A 19,255-nucleotide genomic window follows, 5' to 3' on the forward strand; every position below is an offset into this window, starting at 1 on the left:
GGCGCCCGCGCATGGCCGCGCCGGCTATTTCCTGCGACGCAGCAAGGCGTACAGGATGATCGCGCCGAAGGTGGCGGTACCGATGCCGCCAAGCGTGAAATTGCCCAGCTTGACCGTGAAGTCGCCCGCGCCCAGCACCAGCGTGACCGCGGCCACGATGAGGTTGCGGTTGTCGCTAAAGTCGACCTGGTTGACCACCCAGATGCGGGCGCCGGCAATCGCGATCAGGCCGAACACCACCACCGACATGCCGCCCAGCACGGGCGCGGGAATCATCTGGATCAAGGCGCCGAACTTGGGCGAAAAGCCCAGCACGATGGCGATCACCGCGGCCACCACGAACACTAGCGTCGAATAGATGCGCGTGACCGCCATCACACCGATGTTCTCCGCGTAGGTGGTGACGCCCGTGCCGCCCACCGCGCCGGACACCATGGTGGCAACGCCGTCGCCGACGAAGGCGCGGCCCAGGTAGCGGTCCAGGTCCTGCCCGGTCATGGCGCTGACGGCCTTCACGTGGCCCAGGTTCTCTGCCACCAGGATGATGGCGACGGGCACGATCAGGCCCATCGCCTCGGCCTTGAATACAGGCGCGGCAAAATGCGGCAGACCGAACCAGGCCGCGGCGGACAGCCCGGAAAAGTCGATCGGCTTGCCCAGCCCCATGCCATTGGCGAGGATTCCGTACACCACGCAGGCCAGGATCATGCCCACCAGGATCAGCAGGCGCTGCACCATGCCCTTGGTGAACACGGCGATGCCGCCCACGCAGAGGATGGTGACCATGGACATCACGCTGTCAAAACCCGATGCCCCCATCGCACCCTTGGCGGCGATAGGCGCCAGGTTCAGGCCGATGACCGCAACCACCGCGCCCGTGACGACGGGCGGCATCAAGGTATCGATCCAGTTCGCGCCGCCCCCGGCGCGCGCGTTCGCGTACCAGACCACCAGGCCGATCAGCGTATAGGCCAGGCCGCAGGCGATGATGGCGCCCAGCGCCACGCCGATATTGGCGTTCGCCCCGCCGCCCGCGTAGCCGGTCACCGCGATCACGCCGCCGATGAAGGCGAAGCTGGAACCCAGATAGCTAGGAACCCTGCCTCCCACGAACAGGAAGAAGATCAGCGTGCCTATGCCTGACATCAGGATGGCGACGTTCGGATCGAAGCCCATGAGCAGCGGCGCCAGCACGGTGGAGCCGAACATGGCGACGACGTGCTGGGCGCCCATGGCCACGTTCTTGGGCCAGGACAGTCTTTCGTCGGGCGCGATGATGACGCCAGGCTCGGCGTCATCCGCCAGGCGCCAGCGCGGAAAGTAGGAATTGGACATGGATATCCCAAAGTAGGTGTTGGGTGTGAGCGGGCGCCAGTGTAAAGGGGGCCGCAAACCGGGGGCAATGCTTAAGTTCACTGCCGGAATGCCGTACTAGTGAAAACCCCGAAATCCACACAGGCGGCAGGAGCAATCATGGCGATCGATCCCATCAGCGGCAGTTCCCGAATCAACAGCCTGGCCGACCTCTGGGCCCAGAAGATCCAGGCCAACAAGGAAGCCAAGAGCGCCTCGGACGCGGAAACGAGCACGGTATCCGCGGACGGCAAGATCCGCGTCAGCACCCCCGGCGGCCTGAAAGTGGGCAACACGCAGGCAGCCAAGGAAACCGAGGACTCCAGCAACGACGATGCATACACGCGCCAGATCAAGGAACTGCAGAAGCAGCTCAAGCGCGTGATGGACCAGATCGCCAAGGTCAAAGCCAGCGGTATGCCCGCCGAAATGAAGGCCCAGCAACTGATGGCGCTCAATGCCCAGGCGATGCAGATCCAGCAGCAGATCACCGAAGTGATGGAGCAGCAGGCCCGGGCCATGCAAGGCGGCGTATCCGCCAGGGCCTAGCGGGCAAGACACGGCGCCCCCCCGGCCGGGGCGCCCGCATTGATGGCGCGCATCAAAATTTGTGATTGGACGCTGCCCAGACCGGCCAGTACTGTCTCCGGACAAATCTAAAACTACGGAGACAAACCATGCATGCAATGCGCACAGCCCTTGCAGGTGCGGTACTGGCCGTTTGCGCGGCCCCTGCCCTCGCAGGCACCGTCACGGTGATCACGTCGTTCCCCAAAGACCTGACCCAGGCCTACAAGACGGCCTTCGAAAAGGCCAACCCCGGCATCACGCTGGAAATCCTGAACAAGAACACAGTGTCGGGCATCGCGTATGTGCGCGAAACGCCCGCAGGCCAGCGCCCCGAGGTGTTCTGGGCCAGCGCGCCCGACGCCTTCGAAGTGCTGGGCCGCGACAAACTGCTGGCAAGCTCCGCCGACGTAGCGAACAAACAGGTGCCGGACAAGATCGGCAACTACCCCATCAACGATCCGGGCGGCATGTACCTGGGACAGGCGCTGGCCGGCTACGGCATCATCTACAACACCCGATATATCGCGGCGCACAAGATCCCGGCGCCCGTGGAATGGAAAGACCTGCTGTCGCCACAGTGGTTCGGCCACGTCGGCATCACCTCGCCGTCGCGCTCGGGCACCATGCACCTGACGGTGGAAACCATCCTCCAGGGCGAAGGCTGGGACGAGGGCTGGAGCACCTTGCTGCGCATGTCGGGCAACAGCAGCGCCGTCACCGAGCGCTCGTTCGGCGTGCCGGACGGCGTGAACAACGGCCAATTCGGCGCCGGGCCGGTGATCGACTTCTTCGGCCTGTCCAGCAAGTATTCCAAGTTCCCGGTGGAATTCGTCTACCCCTCGGAAACTGCGATCGTTCCTGCCAATATCGCGCTGATCGAGGGTGCCAAGAACACCGAGGAAGGCAAGAAGTTCATCGCCTTCACGCTCAGCCAGGCCGGGCAGGAGCTGCTGCTGGAACCCAAGATATCGCGCCTGCCGGTACTGCCCTACTCGTCCCTTGCCGGCAAGATTCCGCAGGGCTATCCCGACCCCGCCGAAATCGCCAAGCGCAGCAAGGTGCAGTTCAACGCCGACCTGTCGCAGTCGCGTTACTACGTCGTGCAATCGCTGTACGACCAGACGGTCACGTTCCGCCTGAAGGAACTGCAGGCCGCCACCAAGGCCATCTACGACGCTGAAGCCAAACTGGGCGACAAAGCCAAGAGCGGCAAGGCGGCCGAACTGCTCGCGCAGGCCCGCAAGCTGACCTGGGCGCCGCTGGTGGATGGCAAGAAGGCGGCCGATCCGGCCTTCCTGGCAATTTTCGCGGGCAACAAGAAGGACGCCGCCGTGAACCAGCAGATCACCCAGCTGGAAGGCGAATGGAACGGACGTTCCAAGGCGAACTACGAAGAAGCCGTAAAGCTCGCCAAGCAGGCCGCCGCGCTCTAGGACGATCGCTGGACCCGCGTTGAGCGGACGGGAGCGGTCCCGTCCGCGCGGCGCGGCTTTCCCCCTGGCAACGATTTCGGGAATCTCGATGAATTCTTCGGGCCACTCGCGCCTGCCCGTCGGCCCCTTGCTGACGGCGCTACTGGTGTTCGGTTTTCTGCTGCTGTTCTTGGCCGTGCCGGTGGGCACGGTGTTCTACAGCGCCTTCGTGAACGCCGACGGCAGCTTCACCATGGGCCATTTCGGCGCGTTCTTCAACCAGCCGCTGATGAAGGAGGCCTTCTTCAACAGCCTCTACGTCGCGGGCTGGTCGGCCCTGTTGGCGTCCCTGATCGCCGTGCCGCTGGCGTATTTCACAGTGCGCTTCGATTTCCGCGGCGCCCTGTTGATCCAGACGTTGGGCGTGCTGCCGCTGATCATGCCGCCCTTCGTGGGCGCGGTCGCGATGCAGCTGATCTTCGGGCGCTCCGGCAGCGTGAACCTGCTGCTCAACGACTGGTTCGGTTTCACCATCCCCTTCATGGAAGGCCTGAATGGCGTCATCTTCGTGGAGGCGCTGCACTATTTCCCCTTCATCCTGATGAACCTGGTCGTCGCGCTGCGCAATATCGACGGCGCCATGGAGGAAGCCGCCTTCAACCTGGGGTCGCGCGGGTTCCGCCTGTTCCGCCGTGTGATCTTTCCGCTGGCGCTACCGGGCTATGTGGCGGGCGCGTCGCTGGTGTTCGTCAAGGTCTTCGACGATCTGGGCACGCCGCTTGTGCTGGGCACCACCAACATGCTGGCGCCGCAGGCCTACTTGCGCATCACGCAGGTCGGGCTGGAGGATCCGCTGGGCTATGTGATCAGCGTCATCATGGTCGGGTTCTCGATCCTGGCGTTGTGGCTCTCGGCGCGCGTGCTCAAGGGCCGGGACTATTCCACCCTGCAAAAGGGTGGCAGTTCCATTCAGAAGCGCAAGCTGAGTCCGATGGAAAGCGTGCTGGCCTATGGCTGGATCATCCTGGTGCTGCTGCTGGTGCTATCGCCGCACATGGGCGTTCTGCTGCTATCGCTGGCCAGCGTCTGGAGTTTTGCGCCGCTGCCTGACGGCTACACCCTGGCGCATTACTCGGCGGTGTTCTCCGAATCCCAGGGCATGATCGCCAACACGCTGCTCTATTGCGGCCTGGCCGCGGGCGTGGACGTGATCCTGGGCACCGCCATCGCCTACCTGATGCTGCGCACGAGGCTGCCCGCGCGCCAATGGCTGGACTTCCTGGCCTCGGCTGCGCTGGCGATTCCGGGCATCGTGCTGGCCATCGGCTTTCTGCGCACCTTCCGTGGCATCGAACTGCCCGGCACGGGCACCCTGCTGACCTCGTCGTGGATCATCATCATGATCGCGTACTCGGTGCGGCGGCTGCCCTACGCCCTGCGCTCTTGCGTGGCATCGCTGCAGCAGATCAACATTTCGCTGGAGGAAGCCGCGCAATCGCTGGGCGCAACCCGCATGAGCACGATACGCCGCGTGGTGGTGCCGCTGATGGCCGGCGGCATGCTGGCGGGCTTCGTGACCAGCTTTGTGACGGCGGCAGTGGAATTGTCGGCCACCATCATGCTGGTGACCAAGGACAGCCAGGCGCCCATGAGCTACGGCATCTATCTGTACATGCAGAGCGCGGCGGGCCGGGGCCCGGGCGCCGCGCTCGGCGTCCTGGCGGTGGCCGCGGTGGCCATCGGCACGTATGTATCGCACCTGCTGGTGGAACGCGCCCAGGCGCGCCAGCGGCCGGCTCGCAATGAAGGGGAATCCGCATGAAGAAAGTCAGCGTCGAATGCCGCAACATCCGCTTGTCCTACGGCAAGACGGAAGTGCTCAAGGACGTCAACATCAGCATCGAGCCCGGCGAGTTCTTCGCGCTGCTGGGGCCGTCCGGCTCGGGCAAGTCCACACTGCTGCGGCTGATCGCCGGCTTCAACCGGCACAGCGCGGGACAACTGCTGGTGGACGGCAAGGACATCAGCGGCACGCCACCCTGGAACCGCAATATCGGGATGGTGTTCCAGAACTACGCCCTGTGGCCGCATATGACCGTCTGGGACAACGTGGCCTTTGGCCTGGTCGAACGCAAGCTCCCGCGCGCCGAGATCCGTGCCAAGGTGGAGGCCGCGCTGGATCTGGTGGGCCTGTCCCAGTATGGCAAGCGCCGTCCCAATCAGCTCTCGGGCGGGCAGCAGCAGCGCGTGGCCCTGGCCCGCACCATCGTCATCGAACCGCAGGTGCTGCTGCTGGACGAACCCCTGTCCAACCTGGACAAGAAGCTGCGCGTGCAAATGCGCCAGGACCTGCTCAGCCTGCAGCGCCGGCTCGGCATCACCACCATCTTCGTCACCCACGACCAGGAAGAGGCCATGACCACCGCCGACCGCATGGCGGTGCTGGACCACGGCGTGGTCCAGCAGATCGGCGCGCCCAGCACCTTGTTCGACTATCCGGTAAACCGCTTCGTCGCCAACTTCGTGGGCACGATGAACGTACTGGAGGGTGAAGTGCGTGAGCGCACCAGCGGCAGCGTGGTGCTGGCAGTGGAAGGCGTGGGCGATTTGCACCTGCCCCTGTCCGGCGAAGCGCCGGATGCCTCGCGGCTGGCAGCCAGCTTCCGCCCCCACACGGTGCAGATCGAAATGGCGGACGGACTGGGCGACGCGCGCTATGTCTGGCTGCCGGGCATCGTGGAAAGCAGCGAATTCCTGGGCGAATTCACGCGCTACCAGGTCCAGATCGGCGAACAGCGGCTGACCGCGGACCAATCGCATCTGGCCGGGCTCTCGGCCTTCCCGGTCGGCGCTCCGGTCTCCATCGGGCTTGAGCCTACTCAAATACGGCTGCTGGCGGCCTAAACTCGGGCCCATGGAAATCTATCAGATCCGCGCCTTCGTCACGGTCGCCCGGTTGGGCAATCTGACGAAGGCAGCCGAGGCGCTGTCGCTGACCCAACCTGCCGTGACGGCGCAGATCAAGGCGCTGGAACAAAGCCTGGGCGTGGCGCTATTCGACCGCAGCGGCGGCCGGCTGACACTGGCCAAGGCTGGCGAGGTGCTGCTGCCCACGGCCGAATCGCTTCTGGTGTTGGGCGCACAGTTCAAATCCGAGGCCCAGCAACTACAGGGCAGCCTGCATGGCGCGGTGGAGCTGGGCGTGCCCAGCGAAAAGCCCGATTTCCTGCGCCTGGGCGAGCTGGCTTCGGCCGTGACCCAGCGCCTGCCGCTGGTCGAACTGAAGACCCAGACCCTGCCCGCCGCCACGCTGGCGGAACAGGTCAGCACGGGCCGCCTGCCGGCTGCGCTGATCATCGCCGCCAATCCACCGCGCGGCGTGCTTTGGCAACCCTTGCGCAGCGTGCGCTACAGGATCGCCATGCCGCGGGAGCACGCCGCGGTACTCAAGCGCGGCGGCTGGCGCGAGGTCGCGCAACTGCCCTGGCTGGACGGCCCGTCCGGCAGCCACACGCACCTGCTGCTGCGCGACATGTTCGAACGCCACGGCCTGTCGCCACGCATCGTGATGCAGAACGACGACCAGGCCAACCTGGACGCGCTGGTGCGCGCCGGCGCCGGTTGCGCCCTGTTGCGCGAGGAAGCGGCGCTCGCGGGCGCGGCCTCGAACGACTTCATCGTCTGGGGCCAGGCTCGCGTGGACGCCATGCTGGGATTCATCCTGCCCTACGAGCGCGCTAGCGAGCCCGCGCTGGTCGCGTTAAGCTCGATCATTCAAACCATCTGGAAACCGCGCGCGCCCATCGCGCCCTCCCAGCTTTAATCCCTGCATCAAGATCGTAATGACTGAAATCTGGTTCATCCGCCACGGCGAAACCGACTGGAACCGCCAGCGGCGCCTGCAAGGCTGGCAAGACATTCCCCTGAACGAATTCGGCGTCAACCAGGCCAGCCTGCTGGCCGCGCGCATGCGCGAAGAGGCCCGCCGCACCCCGATCCACGCCATCTACAGCAGCGACCTGCAGCGCGCCCATGCCACCGCCCTGCCCGTGTCCGAACAGCTGGGGCTGCGTGTCCGTGTGGAGCCAGGCATCCGCGAGCGCGGTTTTGGCGTACTGGAAGGCCTGGACCACGAGCGCATCGACGTGCTGGCCCCCGAGGCCGCGGCGGCCTGGAAAAGCCGCGATCCGCTGCGTCCGCTGGACGGCGGCGAAACCCTGGGCCAGTTCCAGTCCCGGGTGATTTCCACCGTGGACGACATCGCCAGCCGGCACGACGACGAACGTATCCTGATGTTCACGCACGGCGGCGTGCTGGACATCATCTGGCGCCATGCCTCGGGCGTGCCGCTGAACGGCCCGCGCGACGCCGCTTTGCTGAACGTAAGCATCAACCGCGTCGGCGTTCAGGGCCGCAAGTGGCAGGTACTGGACTGGGGCGACGTGGGCCACGTGGCCGACGAAGTCGGCAACGACGTCGTGCCTTGAGCGTTCAGCGCTCGCGTCGCGGCTTGCGCGGCGCGTTGCGCGCCAACCGGTCGTAGACGGCATTGGGCAATAGGCGCATCAGCTTGGCCACAATGCCCATCTGCCACGGAATCACCACATAGGAAGTGCCCCGCTCGATCGCGCTGCGCGCGCGGCGGGCGAAGGCATCCGCTTCCATCAGGAAAGGCATGGAATACGGGTTGTGCGCCGTCATGGCCGTCTTGATGTAGCCGGGCGCTATGGTCACCACGTCTATGCCTTCGGCCGCCAGCTCCAGCCGCAGGCTTTCGCAATAGGTAACCACAGCCGACTTGGACGCGCTATAGGCGCCCGCCCCCGGCAATCCTCTGACTCCCGCCACGCTGGCGATGCCCACCAGCCGTCCCGACCCAGCCGCACGCATGGACGCAATGAAGGGTTCGAAGGTCGCCACGGTGGCCAGCAGATTGGTATCGACGATGGCCTTGAAGACGTCGTAGTCCTCGCCGTGCTCGGTCAGCGTACCGGCGCTGATGCCGGCGCTGGCAATGACGACGTCCACCCGCCCCTGGCAGAACGCGATGAAATCCTGGGCGGCGGCATGCAGCGCCTGCCGGTCGCGCACGTCGACCGCGTAGCACCGATGCTCGCCGGGCAGGCTGTCGGCCAATTCCCGCAGGGCGTCCTCGCGCCGGCCCAGCAGGCCCAGGGCGGCGCCGGTGGAGGCGTACTGCTGCGCCAGGGCGCGTCCCAGGCCGCTGCTGGCGCCGGTGATGAAGACTCTTTCCATGTTTGCCTGATGCCTGTAGTGGCGTTGCGGAATCGCGTTGCAAAAAAAATAGGGCACGCTCTCGCGTGCCCTATTGTTCGCCAGCCGGCTTAACCGTGCAAGGAAGCGTGCAGCTCCTGCAGCGGATACACCTGCAGGCCCAGGCCTTGGCGCAGGTATTGCATGCCTTCGACCGCGGCGCGGGCGCCGGCGATGGTCGTGAAGAAGGTCACGCGGGCGGCCAGCGCCTGGGTGCGGATGGTGCGCGAATCAGCGATGGCGTTGCGACGCTCTTCGACGGTGTTGATGACCAGCGAGATCTCGCCGTTCTTCACCATGTCGACGATGTGCGGACGGCCTTCGGTGACCTTGTTCACCAATTGCACCGGGATGCCGGCGGCTTCGATCTCGGCGGCCGTGCCGCGCGTGGCGACCAGCTTGAAACCGAGGGCGTGCAGGCCGCGCGCCACTTCCACCGCCAGGGGTTTGTCCTGGTTCTTGACGCTGATGAACACCGTGCCGGATTCCGGCAGGCGCACGCCCGCGGCCAATTGCGACTTCACGAAGGCTTCGCCGAAGCTGGTGCCCACGCCCATCACTTCGCCGGTCGACTTCATTTCAGGACCCAGGATGGTATCCACGCCCGGGAACTTCACGAACGGGAACACGGCTTCCTTGACCGAGAAATAAGGCGGCACGACTTCCTTGGTGATGCCTTGCGCGGCCAGCGTCTGGCCGGCCATGGCGCGCGCGGCGATCTTGGCCAGCTGCAGGCCGGTGGCCTTGGAGACGTAGGGCACCGTGCGCGAGGCGCGCGGGTTCACTTCCAGCACGTAGACGTCACCGCCCTGGATCGCGAACTGCACGTTCATCAGGCCGCTGACGTTCAATGCCTTGGCCATCATCGTGGTCTGGCGCTTGATCTCGGCGATGACTTCCGCCGACAGCGAATACGGAGGCAGGCTGCAAGCCGAGTCGCCCGAGTGCACGCCAGCCTGTTCGATGTGTTCCATGACGCCGCCGATGAAGACGGTTTCGCCGTCTGCCAGGCAGTCCACGTCCACTTCGGTGGCGTTGTTCAGGAAGCGGTCCAGCAGCACGGGCGAGTCATTGCTGACCTTCACGGCCTCGCGCATGTAGCGTTCGAGGTCCTGCTGCTCGTGCACGATTTCCATGGCGCGGCCGCCCAGCACGTAGCTGGGACGCACCACTAGCGGATAGCCGATTTCAGCGGCGTGGGCCAGGGCCTCGCCTTCCGTGCGCGCGGTGCGGTTGGGCGGTTGGCGCAGGCCAAGCTTGTTGAGCAGCTTCTGGAAGCGCTCGCGGTCTTCGGCCACGTCGATGGATTCGGGGCTGGTGCCGATGATGGGCACGCCGTTGGCTTCCAGGGCGCGCGCCAGCTTCAGCGGGGTCTGGCCGCCGTACTGGACGATCATGCCGACCGGGTTTTCCTTGTGGACGATCTCGAGCACGTCTTCGAGCGTGAGCGGCTCGAAGTACAGGCGATCCGAGGTGTCGTAGTCGGTGGACACGGTTTCCGGGTTGCAGTTGACCATGATGGTCTCGTACCCGTCGTCGCGCAGCGCCAGCGCCGCGTGCACGCAGCAGTAGTCGAACTCGATGCCCTGGCCGATGCGGTTCGGACCGCCGCCCAGCACCACGATCTTCTTGCGATCGGTGGGCGCCGCTTCGCACTCTTCCTCGTAGGTCGAGTACATGTAGGCCGTGCGGGTGGCAAATTCAGCGGCGCAGGTATCCACGCGCTTGTAGACCGGGCGCACGTTCAGCTGGTGGCGCAGCTTGCGGACCTCGGATTCCGAGGAATCCAGCAGGAAAGCCAGGCGGCGGTCGGAGAAACCGCGGCGCTTGAGTTCCCACAGCGTGGCGTAGTCCAGATCGGCCAGCGTCTTCTGTTCGAGCGCCAGCTCGATGTCGACGATTTCCTTGATCTGCGACAGGAACCAGGGGTCGATGTGCGTGATGGCGTGCACTTCGTCCAGCGTGAAGCCCTGCGCGAAGGCATCGCCTACGTACCAGATGCGTTCCGGACCGGGCTCACCCAATTCGACCTGCAGCTTCTCGCGGTCGGTGGTCTTCTGGTTCAGGCCGTCGACACCCACTTCCAGGCCGCGCAGCGCCTTCTGGAACGATTCCTGGAAGGTGCGGCCGATGGCCATGACTTCGCCCACGGACTTCATCTGGGTCGTCAGGCGCGCGTCGGCGGCGGGGAATTTCTCGAAGGCGAAACGCGGCACCTTGGTGACGACGTAGTCGATCGAGGGCTCGAACGAAGCCGGCGTGGCGCCGCCCGTGATTTCGTTCTTGAGCTCGTCCAGCGTGTAGCCCACGGCCAGGCGCGCTGCAACCTTGGCGATCGGGAAGCCGGTGGCCTTGGACGCCAGCGCCGACGAACGCGACACGCGCGGGTTCATCTCGATGACGATCATGCGGCCGTTCTTGGGATTGACGGCGAACTGCACGTTCGAGCCGCCCGTATCCACGCCGATCTCGCGCAATACCGCGATCGATGCATTACGCATGATCTGGTATTCCTTGTCGGTCAGCGTCTGGGCCGGCGCCACGGTGATGGAGTCACCCGTGTGCACGCCCATCGGGTCCAGGTTCTCGATGGAGCAGACGATGATGCAGTTGTCCGCCTTGTCGCGGACCACTTCCATCTCGAATTCCTTCCAGCCCAGCAGCGACTCTTCGATCAGCAGTTCGCTGGTGGGCGAAGCTTCCAGGCCGCGGCGGCAGATGGTTTCGAATTCTTCGGCGTTGTAGGCGATGCCGCCGCCCGAGCCACCCATGGTGAAGCTGGGGCGGATCACGGCGGGGAAGCCGGAGGTGCCGACTTCGGCCGCAATGCGGCGCTGCACTTCCCAGGCTTCTTCCATGCTGTGGGCAACGCCCGACTTGGCCGATTCCAGGCCGATGTCGGTCATGGCCTGCTTGAACTTCTGGCGGTCCTCAGCCTTTTCGATGGCGTGCTCGTTGGCGCCGATCAGTTCCACGTTGTGCTTCTTCAGCACGCCGTGGTGGGCCAGGTCCAGCGCGCAGTTCAGCGCGGTCTGGCCGCCCATCGTGGGCAGCAGCGCATCGGGCTTTTCACGCTCGATGATCTTTTCGACGGCTTGCCAGGTGATGGGCTCGATGTAGGTGACGTCGGCCGTTTCCGGGTCCGTCATGATCGTGGCGGGGTTGCTGTTCACCAGGATGGTGCGGTAGCCCTCGGCCTTGAGCGCCTTGCAAGCCTGCGCGCCGGAATAGTCGAATTCGCAGGCCTGCCCGATGATGATGGGGCCGGCGCCGATGATGAGTATGCTTTTTAGGTCTGTACGCTTGGGCATGATGCAATCTTTACTTTTGGCCGGACATCAGGCTGATGAACTTGTCGAACAGCTCCAGGATGTCGTGCGGACCCGGGCTGGCTTCAGGGTGGCCCTGGAAGCAGAAGGCCGGGCGGTCGGTGAGCTCGAAGCCCTGCAGCGTGCCATCGAACAGCGAGACATGCGTCACGCGCGCGTTGGCCGGCAGGCTGGCTGCGTCGACCGCGAAACCGTGGTTCTGGCTGGTGATGAACACGCGCTTGGACTGTAGGTCCTGCACGGGGTGGTTGGCGCCGTGGTGGCCGGTCTTCATCTTGAGCGTCTTGCCGCCCAGCGCCAGGCCCATGATCTGGTGGCCCAGGCAGATGCCGAACACCGGCAGCTTCTTGTCCAGGAAGGCGCGCGTGGCCTCGATGGCGTAGTCGCAGGGCTCGGGGTCGCCGGGGCCGTTGGACAGGAACACGCCGTCGGGATTGAGCTTCTGGACTTCCTCGGCGCTGGTCTGGGCCGGCACCACCGTGAGACGGCAGCCGCGGTCGGCCAGCAGGCGCAGGATGTTGGTCTTGATGCCGAAGTCGTAGGCCACGACATGGAACTTGGACTGGTCGGGCTTGGAGAAGCCCTCGCCCAGTTGCCAGGTGCCTTCGGTCCATTCGGCGCGGTCCTTGACCGACACGACCTTGGCCAGGTCCTGGCCGGCCATGCCGGCAAAGCCCTGGGCCAGTTCGACGGCGCGCTCTGCGTCGGTACCGACGAAGATGCAGGCGCCCTGGGCGCCCTTCTCGCGGAGGATGCGGGTGAGCTTGCGGGTATCGATGCCGGAAATGGCGACGACGCCTTGCTCGGAGAGGTACTCAGGCAACGATTGCGTGGAACGGAAGTTCGACACGCGGGCGGGACAGTCGCGGACCACCAGGCCGGCGGCAAAGACGCGCTTGGCTTCCACGTCCTCGGCGTTGACGCCGGTGTTGCCGATGTGCGGATAGGTCAGCGTGACGATCTGGCCGCTGTAGCTGGGATCGGTGAGAATTTCCTGGTACCCGGTCATTGCGGTGTTGAACACCACTTCGGCGACGGTATGGCCAGGCGCACCGATCGACACGCCTCGAAAAATGGTACCGTCCGCCAGAGCCAGAATTGCAGGAGGGAAGCGGTTGATCCCCTCGGGAAAGAGTTGCGGCAGCACAGTAAACCCCGGTTTTAGAATCGATAATCAAACCTTCGGATTATACCTTGAGCGGCCGTTTTTCCCGGCGAACCGCGCCAAATAAGGCCGGAAACGGCATTTTGGCCTGTTTTTCCGCGTCCCGCTGCCCCCCTCCCTCGTCCGGCCGACAGCGCCAGGACGGCCTCAGTGATACGCTAGGACACCTTCAACCCTAGCCAGCTGCGAGCCGTATCGTCCATGTCCAGCCAACTTGACGCCCTGCGCAACCACACCACCGTCGTCGCCGACACGGGGGATTTCGAAGCCATGAAGGCGCTGCGTCCCACCGACGCCACCACCAACCCGTCCCTTATTTTGAAGGCCGTCCAGCAGGACGCCTACCGTCCGCTGCTGGAAAAGACCGCGCGCGAACACCGCGGCGCATCCACCGCCGAACTCATGGACCGCCTGCTGGTTGCCTTTGGCCGCGCGATCCTGGACATCGTCCCCGGACGCGTGTCCACCGAGGTGGACGCCCGCCTGTCGTTCGACACCCGCGCCACCATCGAACGCGCCCGCAGCCTGATCGCCCTGTACGAAGCCGCCGGCGTGCCGCGCGAGCGCGTGCTGATCAAGATCGCATCCACCTGGGAAGGCATACAGGCGGCCCGCGCGTTGCAGTCCGAAGGCGTGCGCTGCAACCTGACCCTGCTGTTCTCGCTGCCGCAAGCGGTTGCCTGCGCCGATGCGCACGTGCAACTGATTTCGCCCTTCGTCGGCCGCATCTATGACTGGCACAAGAAATCCGCCGGCGCCAACTGGGTCGAAGCCGACAACGCCGGCGCTCGCGATCCGGGCGTGCTGTCCGTTACCCGGATCTATGAGTACTACAAGCACTTCGGCATTCCCACCGAAATCATGGGCGCCAGCTTCCGCAACGTCGGCCAGATCCTGGCGCTGTCGGGCTGCGACCTGCTGACCATCAGCCCGGAACTGCTGACCAAACTGGCAAGCACCGAGGGCGATGCGCCCGCGCAGCTGCGCGCCGACGACGTCCCCGCCAACATTGCGCGCATCGGAGCGGACGAGGTCACGTTCCGCACCCTGCTCAACGACGATGCGATGGCCAGCGAAAAGCTGTCGGAAGGCATCCGCCTGTTCGTGGCGGACGCGGTCAAGCTGGATGCGCTGATCGAGGCGCAACGCGCCTGAGACGGTACCGGGCCGCCGGCGCCGCCGACGGCCTTGCCGCTAAACGCCCGCGCGCATGTCGGCAACGAATGCGCGCGTTACTTCGTCCAGGGCAGCGCGCCGCCGCGTGACCATCCGGAAAGTGACGTCGTAGTGCAGCACTTCGGGGTTCAGGGCATGGAGCAGTCCCGCCTCGATATACGGCCTGCAGAAGTGTTCTGGAAGATATCCCAGATGCGCGCCGGACAGCACCAGCATCGCCACCGCTTCCATGTTGTCGGCCTCCGCCGTGACCCGCGCCTGCCAGTCCGGGAATTCGGCCTCCGGCACGGGGTAAGTCCGCCACGCCCACTCCCATTGAGCGACGTCTTCCTGAGTCGCCCGACCCGCCCTCGCCGCCAACGGATGCGAGGGCCCGCAACAGGCAACCTGCCGCTCTGCATACAAGGGCGTGTAATCCAGGAACGGGACGCGATGCCAGAAATAGCCTATTGCCACCTGGATTTCGCCCTGCAGCAGCAGCCCTTCCAGTTCGCGCGGACCGCACACTCGCAGTGACAGCCGCACGGCTTCGTCGCGCTGGCGAAAGCGCTCGATGGCCTGAGCCATGCGCACGTTCTGCTGCATGGTGGAATGGCCGCACAGTCCTAGCGTCAGGCGTCCGACCAATTGCTTGTCCATGTTGCGCGCCTCGGCGCTGAAATCGCTGAGCGTATTCAGCAGCCCGCGCGCCATCCGCACAAAGCGCTCGCCCTTTGCCGTCAGGCGAAAGCCGCCCCTCCCGCGTTCGCACAGCGTGAATCCCAGCCGAACTTCCAGCGTGGCCAACTGCTCGCTGATTGTCGACTGGCCCACGCCCAGCGCGCCCTGCGCCGCCGAAACGCCGCCCGCATCCACGATGGCAAGGAAGATGCGCAACAGCCGTATGTCCAGGTCGGTGGTCGAAGTCAGCATGCGGGAAAACCCAAAGTAAAGATCGGCGACGGCCCATGTTCATACCGCCAATTGAACATGGATCGATATAACCGGCTTTCCTAAGATCTGCACCTGCCCGCCGCCATGCGCCCGCGAATCTAAGAACGATTAACGCGTAACGACGCCGTGACGCCACGGGCCATACCGATAAGCACTTGAACCGGGGCCTGCGCTTTCGCGGCATCGATGTCCGCGTCCGGCGCATCCTCGGTCCCGCCAACAAAATGGGGAAACAAGCATGATTCTGGATATCGTTGTCGTCGTCGCGTATGCCGCGGCGATGCTGCTGCTGGGTTGGCACGGCATGAAACGCGCCAAGACGCGCGAGGAGTTTCTGGTGGCCGGACGCAACCTGGGGCCGGGCTTGTACATGGGCACCATGGCCGCGACCGTGTTGGGCGGCGCCAGTACCGTCGGAACCGTGCGGCTGGGATATGTGCACGGCATCTCGGGTTTCTGGCTATGCGCCGCCTTGGGCCTGGGCATCATCGTGCTGAACCTGTTTCTGGCCAAGCCGCTCCTGCGCCTGAAGGTCTACACCGTCACCCAAGTGCTGGAACGGCGCTACAGCCAGCGAACCCGACGCTTCAGCGCGCTGGTCATGCTGGCATATGCGCTGATGCTGGCCGCCACTTCGGTGATCGCGATCGGCACCGTGCTGCAAGTGCTGTTCGGCCTGCCGGTCTGGATCGCCATCGTGCTGGGTGGCGGCGTCGTGGTGGTGTATTCGGCCATCGGCGGCATGTGGTCATTGACGCTGACAGACATCGTCCAGTTCCTGATCAAGACCGTCGGCCTGATCTTCATCCTGCTTCCCCTGTGCATGCTCAAGGCTGGGGGCTGGGACGCGCTGGTGGACAAGCTGCCGGCCTCCGGGTTCGGCTTTACGTCGATAGGCTGGGGCACCATCGTCACCTATTTCGTCATCTACTTTTTCGGCATCCTGCTGGGACAGGACATCTGGCAGCGCGTCTTCACGGCCCGCAGCGGCGCGGTGGCGCGGGCCGCTGGCACCGCGGCCGGAGTGTACTGCATCGCGTACGGCCTGGCATTGGCGCTGATCGGCATGGCGGCAAGGGTCCTGCTGCCCGAACTGCCCGATGCCAACAACGCCTTCGCCGCCATCGTGCGGGCCACCTTGCCCGACGGTATGCGCGGCCTGCTGATCGCGGCCGCGCTGGCTGCCATGATGTCCACGGCAAGCGCCGCCCTGCTGGCGGCCTCGACCACCATCACGGAAGACCTGCTGCCCTGGATGCTTGGCCGCCCGGCCGCGCACGACGTGCGCGCCAACCGGTTGTATACGCTGCTGGCGGGCATCGCCGTGCTGGGCATTGCGCTGGTGGTGGACGACGTGCTCAGCGCCCTCACCTGCGCCTACAACCTGCTGGTGGGCGGAATGCTGGTCCCCTTGCTGGGCGCCATCTACTGGAAACGCGCAACCACCCGTGGCGCCATCGCCAGCATGATGCTGGGCTGCACGGCGGCCATCGTGCTGATGGTCGCCGACGGGCTGGATTCGAACTGGCCGATCCATGGCGGGCTGGCCGCCGGGCTGCTGGGCTTTGTCGCCGTCAGCCTGTACGGCAAGCCGGATGCGGCGCCTGCCAACGCCAGTGCCGTCTGAGCGATTTCCCCCATCTGATAAGGAGACCCATCCATGACATTCAGTCCCGAAACCCTGCAAGCCTTGCGCGCCAAGTACGGAGGCGAGAATGAATCCGTCATCCACGACGGACATTTTCGCGCCGTGGCGCGCGACGTCATCGACGAGAGCGGGGTGCGGCAAGCACCTTACGCCGGCATCCCCACGCTACTGGATGCCCCGATCCGCCACATCGACTGGGCTGCGCCCGATTTCGGCGACCTGGAGGCCGCGCTGCTGGGCGTCCCCATGGACCTGGGCATCAGCAACCGCAGCGGTTGCCGCTTCGGGCCTCGCGCCCTGCGCGCCATCGAGCGCATCGGCCCCTACAACCACGTTCAGCGGATAGCGCCCACGCGCGCACTGCGCGTGGCGGACATCGGCGATGTTCCTCTGAGCAGCCGCTTCAGCCTTGAGCAGTCGCACGCCGACATCGAGGCCGCCTATCGCGTGCTCCACGCCGCCGGCGTGATACCGGTATCCGCGGGCGGGGATCATTCGATCACTCTGCCCATTTTGCGGGCCCTGGGTCGGCACCGGCCCGTGGCGTTGGTGCATATCGATGCGCACTGCGACACTGGCGGTCCATTCGACCAAAGCCGCTTCCATCATGGCGGCCCCTTTCGCCAGGCAGTGCTCGACGGCGTGCTGGATCCGATCAAAACCATCCAGATCGGCATCCGGGGCTCTTCCGAATACCTGTGGGAATTCTCGTATGACTCGGGGATGACCGTGATCCACGCGGAGGAAGTCTGCGCGCTGGGCATTCCAGCCATTGTGCGCCGTGCCCGCGAGGTGGTGGGCAACGCCCCCGTCTACGTCAGTTTCGACATCGACGGCCTGGACCCGGCCTATGCCCCAGGCACGGGAACGCCGGAGGCGGGCGGCCTCACGATGCGTGAAGCCTTGGCGCTGGTGCGCGGCCTGGCGGGCCTGGACGTCATCGGAGGCGATCTGGTGGAAGTATCTCCAGCCTATGATCCTTCCACGCTTACGGCCCAGGCGGGCGCGCAAATACTGTTCGAGATCCTGACGCTGGTGTCGTTGGCGCCCCGCAGAGGAACCTAACGATGGTCGTGCGAATGCACCTGCAACGCTTCCAGGAAGCGCGACACCATGTTGTAGGCAGCCACCGTCGCGGTCAGTTCGACCATGAGCTTGTCGGAGCCCATGGCGGCCCGTGCCGCCTGGAACACCGGTTCCGGCACCTGAACGTGCCGCGTCATGGCGTCGGTATAGGCCAACACCGCCTTCTCGCGGTCGTTGAAGAGGCCTGAGCTTTCCCAGGCGTCCAGCGCGTCCAGCTGCGCCTGGGACACGCCCTCTTTGAGGGCGATAGGCGCATGCTGGTCAGCCTCGTACGGTGCGCCATTGATGGCCGCCACCCGCATGATCACGAGTTCGCGAAGGTCGCCGGGCAAGGTGCTGAGCTGGCGGATCGAGGTGAGGTAGTTGAGCCACCCGCCCGCCACGGCGGGGCTGTGCAGCAGCATCTGGTACAGGTGCAGCACGCTGCCCCGTTCGGCGACGATGCGATCGACCAGGGGCTTCGCTTCAGGGTGAGCCAGGTCGGCGTACGGTAGACGGGCCATGACAACTCCAATCAGATCTTTTCGGTTTCGCCGGACCTCGGCTGCCATTTCATCAGGCGTTTTTCGCCTATGCCGACCACGGCGTCCAGCACCAGCGCAAATGCGGTCAGCACAATGATGCCCGCGAACACGGTGTTTACGTCGAACGTGCCTTCCGCTTGCAGGATAAGGTAGCCCACGCCGCTGGCAGAGCCCAGGTATTCACCCACGACCGCGCCGACGAAGGCCAGGCCCACCGAGGTGTGCAGGCTGGAGAACACCCAGCTGGTGGCCGAAGGCAGGTACACGTGCCGCAGCAACTGGCGCCGCCGCGCACCCAGCATCCTGGCATTGTCGAGCAAGGTGGGGCTGACTTCGCGCACGCCCTGGTAGACGTTGAAGAACACGATGAAAAACACCAGCGTGACGGCCAGCGCCACCTTGGACCAGATGCCCAGGCCGAACCACATGCCGAAGATGGGCGCCAGGATCACGCGCGGCATCGAATTCGCGGCTTTGATGTATGGGTCCAGGATCGCGCTGGCGCCGGGCGACAACCCCAGCCACAGGCCGAAGCCCAGCCCCGCGATCGTGCCGATGAAAAAGGCCAGCACGGTCTCGGTCAGCGTCACGCCCAGATGCGTATAGATGTCCGCGTTGGTGACGAACCACGCCCAGATGCGCCCCCATACCTTCAGCGGCTCGCCAAAGAAGAACGCCACTTTCGGGTCGCGCGACGCGACATGCCACACCAGCAAAATGACGACGAGCAGCAGCAACTGCCACAAGCGCAGGCTGGCCGAACCGGGTTTGATCAGCTTGGGCAT

At 65.1% G+C, this 19,255-nt stretch carries 16 protein-coding genes; 9 read left to right on the forward strand and 7 right to left on the reverse strand.

The window, feature by feature from the left end; all coding sequences use genetic code 11:
- Window positions 1–24: 24 nt before the first annotated feature.
- On the reverse strand, window positions 25–1,335 hold the full coding sequence (locus tag CEY08_RS22430) for a solute carrier family 23 protein (protein WP_063643103.1): 1,311 nt from the start codon (window positions 1,333–1,335) through the stop codon (window positions 25–27).
- 138 nt (window positions 1,336–1,473) lie between these two features.
- Between CEY08_RS22430 and CEY08_RS22435 the strand changes: the two genes are divergently transcribed.
- The 6 genes from CEY08_RS22435 to CEY08_RS22460 all read left to right on the forward strand — a co-directional run bounded on the left by CEY08_RS22435 (window position 1,474) and on the right by CEY08_RS22460 (window position 7,822).
- Window positions 1,474–1,902, forward strand: coding sequence for a FlxA-like family protein (locus CEY08_RS22435; protein WP_076815030.1), 429 nt, complete (start codon window positions 1,474–1,476; stop codon window positions 1,900–1,902).
- 128 nt (window positions 1,903–2,030) lie between these two features.
- Window positions 2,031–3,356: an ABC transporter substrate-binding protein gene (locus CEY08_RS22440; RefSeq protein ID WP_063643109.1), complete on the forward strand. Its 1,326-nt coding sequence runs from the start codon at window positions 2,031–2,033 to the stop codon at window positions 3,354–3,356.
- Window positions 3,357–3,444: 88 nt separating this feature from the next.
- Window positions 3,445–5,157, forward strand: a complete 1,713-nt coding sequence (locus CEY08_RS22445) for an ABC transporter permease (protein WP_076815031.1) — start codon at window positions 3,445–3,447, stop codon at window positions 5,155–5,157.
- On the forward strand, window positions 5,154–6,239 hold the full coding sequence (locus CEY08_RS22450; protein WP_063643116.1) for an ABC transporter ATP-binding protein: 1,086 nt from the start codon (window positions 5,154–5,156) through the stop codon (window positions 6,237–6,239). Before CEY08_RS22445 ends, CEY08_RS22450 begins: the two co-directional genes overlap by 4 nt.
- Before the next feature lie 10 nt (window positions 6,240–6,249).
- Entirely contained in the window at window positions 6,250–7,158 is a 909-nt protein-coding gene (locus CEY08_RS22455; protein ID WP_042794700.1) for a LysR family transcriptional regulator, read from the forward strand.
- 19 nt (window positions 7,159–7,177) lie between these two features.
- Window positions 7,178–7,822, forward strand: coding sequence for a histidine phosphatase family protein (locus CEY08_RS22460; RefSeq protein WP_063643119.1), 645 nt, complete (start codon window positions 7,178–7,180; stop codon window positions 7,820–7,822).
- A 4-nt stretch (window positions 7,823–7,826) separates the two neighbouring features.
- Here CEY08_RS22460 and CEY08_RS22465 read toward each other — a convergent pair whose 3' ends face one another.
- The 3 genes from CEY08_RS22465 to carA all read right to left on the reverse strand — a co-directional run bounded on the left by CEY08_RS22465 (window position 7,827) and on the right by carA (window position 13,085).
- Entirely contained in the window at window positions 7,827–8,591 is a 765-nt protein-coding gene (locus tag CEY08_RS22465; RefSeq protein ID WP_063643122.1) for an SDR family oxidoreductase, read from the reverse strand.
- 89 nt (window positions 8,592–8,680) lie between these two features.
- Window positions 8,681–11,920 carry a carbamoyl-phosphate synthase large subunit gene (gene carB, locus CEY08_RS22470; RefSeq protein WP_076815032.1) on the reverse strand — a complete coding sequence of 1,080 codons (3,240 nt, stop codon included), beginning with the start codon at window positions 11,918–11,920 and terminating at the stop codon, window positions 8,681–8,683.
- A 10-nt stretch (window positions 11,921–11,930) separates the two neighbouring features.
- Entirely contained in the window at window positions 11,931–13,085 is a 1,155-nt protein-coding gene (carA, locus tag CEY08_RS22475) for a glutamine-hydrolyzing carbamoyl-phosphate synthase small subunit (protein ID WP_042794705.1), read from the reverse strand.
- A gap of 219 nt (window positions 13,086–13,304) precedes the next feature.
- Here carA and tal point away from each other — a divergent pair, with 219 nt between their 5' ends.
- Window positions 13,305–14,258 carry a transaldolase gene (gene tal / locus CEY08_RS22480; protein WP_076815034.1) on the forward strand — a complete coding sequence of 318 codons (954 nt, stop codon included), beginning with the start codon at window positions 13,305–13,307 and terminating at the stop codon, window positions 14,256–14,258.
- A 39-nt stretch (window positions 14,259–14,297) separates the two neighbouring features.
- Here tal and CEY08_RS22485 read toward each other — a convergent pair whose 3' ends face one another.
- Window positions 14,298–15,191 carry a LysR family transcriptional regulator gene (locus tag CEY08_RS22485; RefSeq protein WP_063643126.1) on the reverse strand — a complete coding sequence of 298 codons (894 nt, stop codon included), beginning with the start codon at window positions 15,189–15,191 and terminating at the stop codon, window positions 14,298–14,300.
- Window positions 15,192–15,450: 259 nt separating this feature from the next.
- On the opposite strand from CEY08_RS22485, the gene CEY08_RS22490 reads away from it, so the two are divergent.
- Both CEY08_RS22490 and speB read left to right on the forward strand, forming a co-directional pair.
- Window positions 15,451–16,839, forward strand: coding sequence for a sodium:solute symporter family protein (locus CEY08_RS22490; protein WP_076815036.1), 1,389 nt, complete (start codon window positions 15,451–15,453; stop codon window positions 16,837–16,839).
- Between the two features lie 33 nt (window positions 16,840–16,872).
- Window positions 16,873–17,925: an agmatinase gene (gene speB, locus CEY08_RS22495; RefSeq protein WP_076815038.1), complete on the forward strand. Its 1,053-nt coding sequence runs from the start codon at window positions 16,873–16,875 to the stop codon at window positions 17,923–17,925.
- Here speB and CEY08_RS22500 read toward each other — a convergent pair.
- Window positions 17,922–18,449: a carboxymuconolactone decarboxylase family protein gene (locus CEY08_RS22500; protein ID WP_063960901.1), complete on the reverse strand. Its 528-nt coding sequence runs from the start codon at window positions 18,447–18,449 to the stop codon at window positions 17,922–17,924. The genes speB and CEY08_RS22500 overlap by 4 nt on opposite strands.
- Window positions 18,450–18,460: 11 nt before the next feature.
- Complete coding sequence (locus CEY08_RS22505; RefSeq protein ID WP_042794710.1) at window positions 18,461–19,255, reverse strand: ABC transporter permease; 795 nt, start codon at window positions 19,253–19,255, stop codon at window positions 18,461–18,463.

The sequence above is a fragment of the Achromobacter insolitus genome (genome assembly GCF_002209555.1).
In the GTDB taxonomy this organism is placed as follows: domain Bacteria; phylum Pseudomonadota; class Gammaproteobacteria; order Burkholderiales; family Burkholderiaceae_B; genus Achromobacter; species Achromobacter insolitus.

Coding starts and splice junctions, on each gene's coding strand:
- CEY08_RS22435 (WP_076815030.1), top strand. CDS start 1,474: ATGGCGATCGATCCCATCAGCGGCAGTTCCCGAATCAACAGCCTGGCC.
- CEY08_RS22490 (WP_076815036.1), top strand. CDS start 15,451: ATGATTCTGGATATCGTTGTCGTCGTCGCGTATGCCGCGGCGATGCTG.
- CEY08_RS22500 (WP_063960901.1), bottom strand. CDS start 18,449: ATGGCCCGTCTACCGTACGCCGACCTGGCTCACCCTGAAGCGAAGCCC.
- CEY08_RS22465 (WP_063643122.1), bottom strand. CDS start 8,591: ATGGAAAGAGTCTTCATCACCGGCGCCAGCAGCGGCCTGGGACGCGCC.
- tal (WP_076815034.1), top strand. CDS start 13,305: ATGTCCAGCCAACTTGACGCCCTGCGCAACCACACCACCGTCGTCGCC.
- CEY08_RS22430 (WP_063643103.1), bottom strand. CDS start 1,335: ATGTCCAATTCCTACTTTCCGCGCTGGCGCCTGGCGGATGACGCCGAG.
- CEY08_RS22450 (WP_063643116.1), top strand. CDS start 5,154: ATGAAGAAAGTCAGCGTCGAATGCCGCAACATCCGCTTGTCCTACGGC.
- CEY08_RS22505 (WP_042794710.1), bottom strand. CDS start 19,255: ATGCCCAAGCTGATCAAACCCGGTTCGGCCAGCCTGCGCTTGTGGCAG.
- CEY08_RS22485 (WP_063643126.1), bottom strand. CDS start 15,191: ATGCTGACTTCGACCACCGACCTGGACATACGGCTGTTGCGCATCTTC.
- CEY08_RS22455 (WP_042794700.1), top strand. CDS start 6,250: ATGGAAATCTATCAGATCCGCGCCTTCGTCACGGTCGCCCGGTTGGGC.
- CEY08_RS22440 (WP_063643109.1), top strand. CDS start 2,031: ATGCATGCAATGCGCACAGCCCTTGCAGGTGCGGTACTGGCCGTTTGC.
- speB (WP_076815038.1), top strand. CDS start 16,873: ATGACATTCAGTCCCGAAACCCTGCAAGCCTTGCGCGCCAAGTACGGA.
- CEY08_RS22460 (WP_063643119.1), top strand. CDS start 7,178: ATGACTGAAATCTGGTTCATCCGCCACGGCGAAACCGACTGGAACCGC.
- CEY08_RS22445 (WP_076815031.1), top strand. CDS start 3,445: ATGAATTCTTCGGGCCACTCGCGCCTGCCCGTCGGCCCCTTGCTGACG.
- carB (WP_076815032.1), bottom strand. CDS start 11,920: ATGCCCAAGCGTACAGACCTAAAAAGCATACTCATCATCGGCGCCGGC.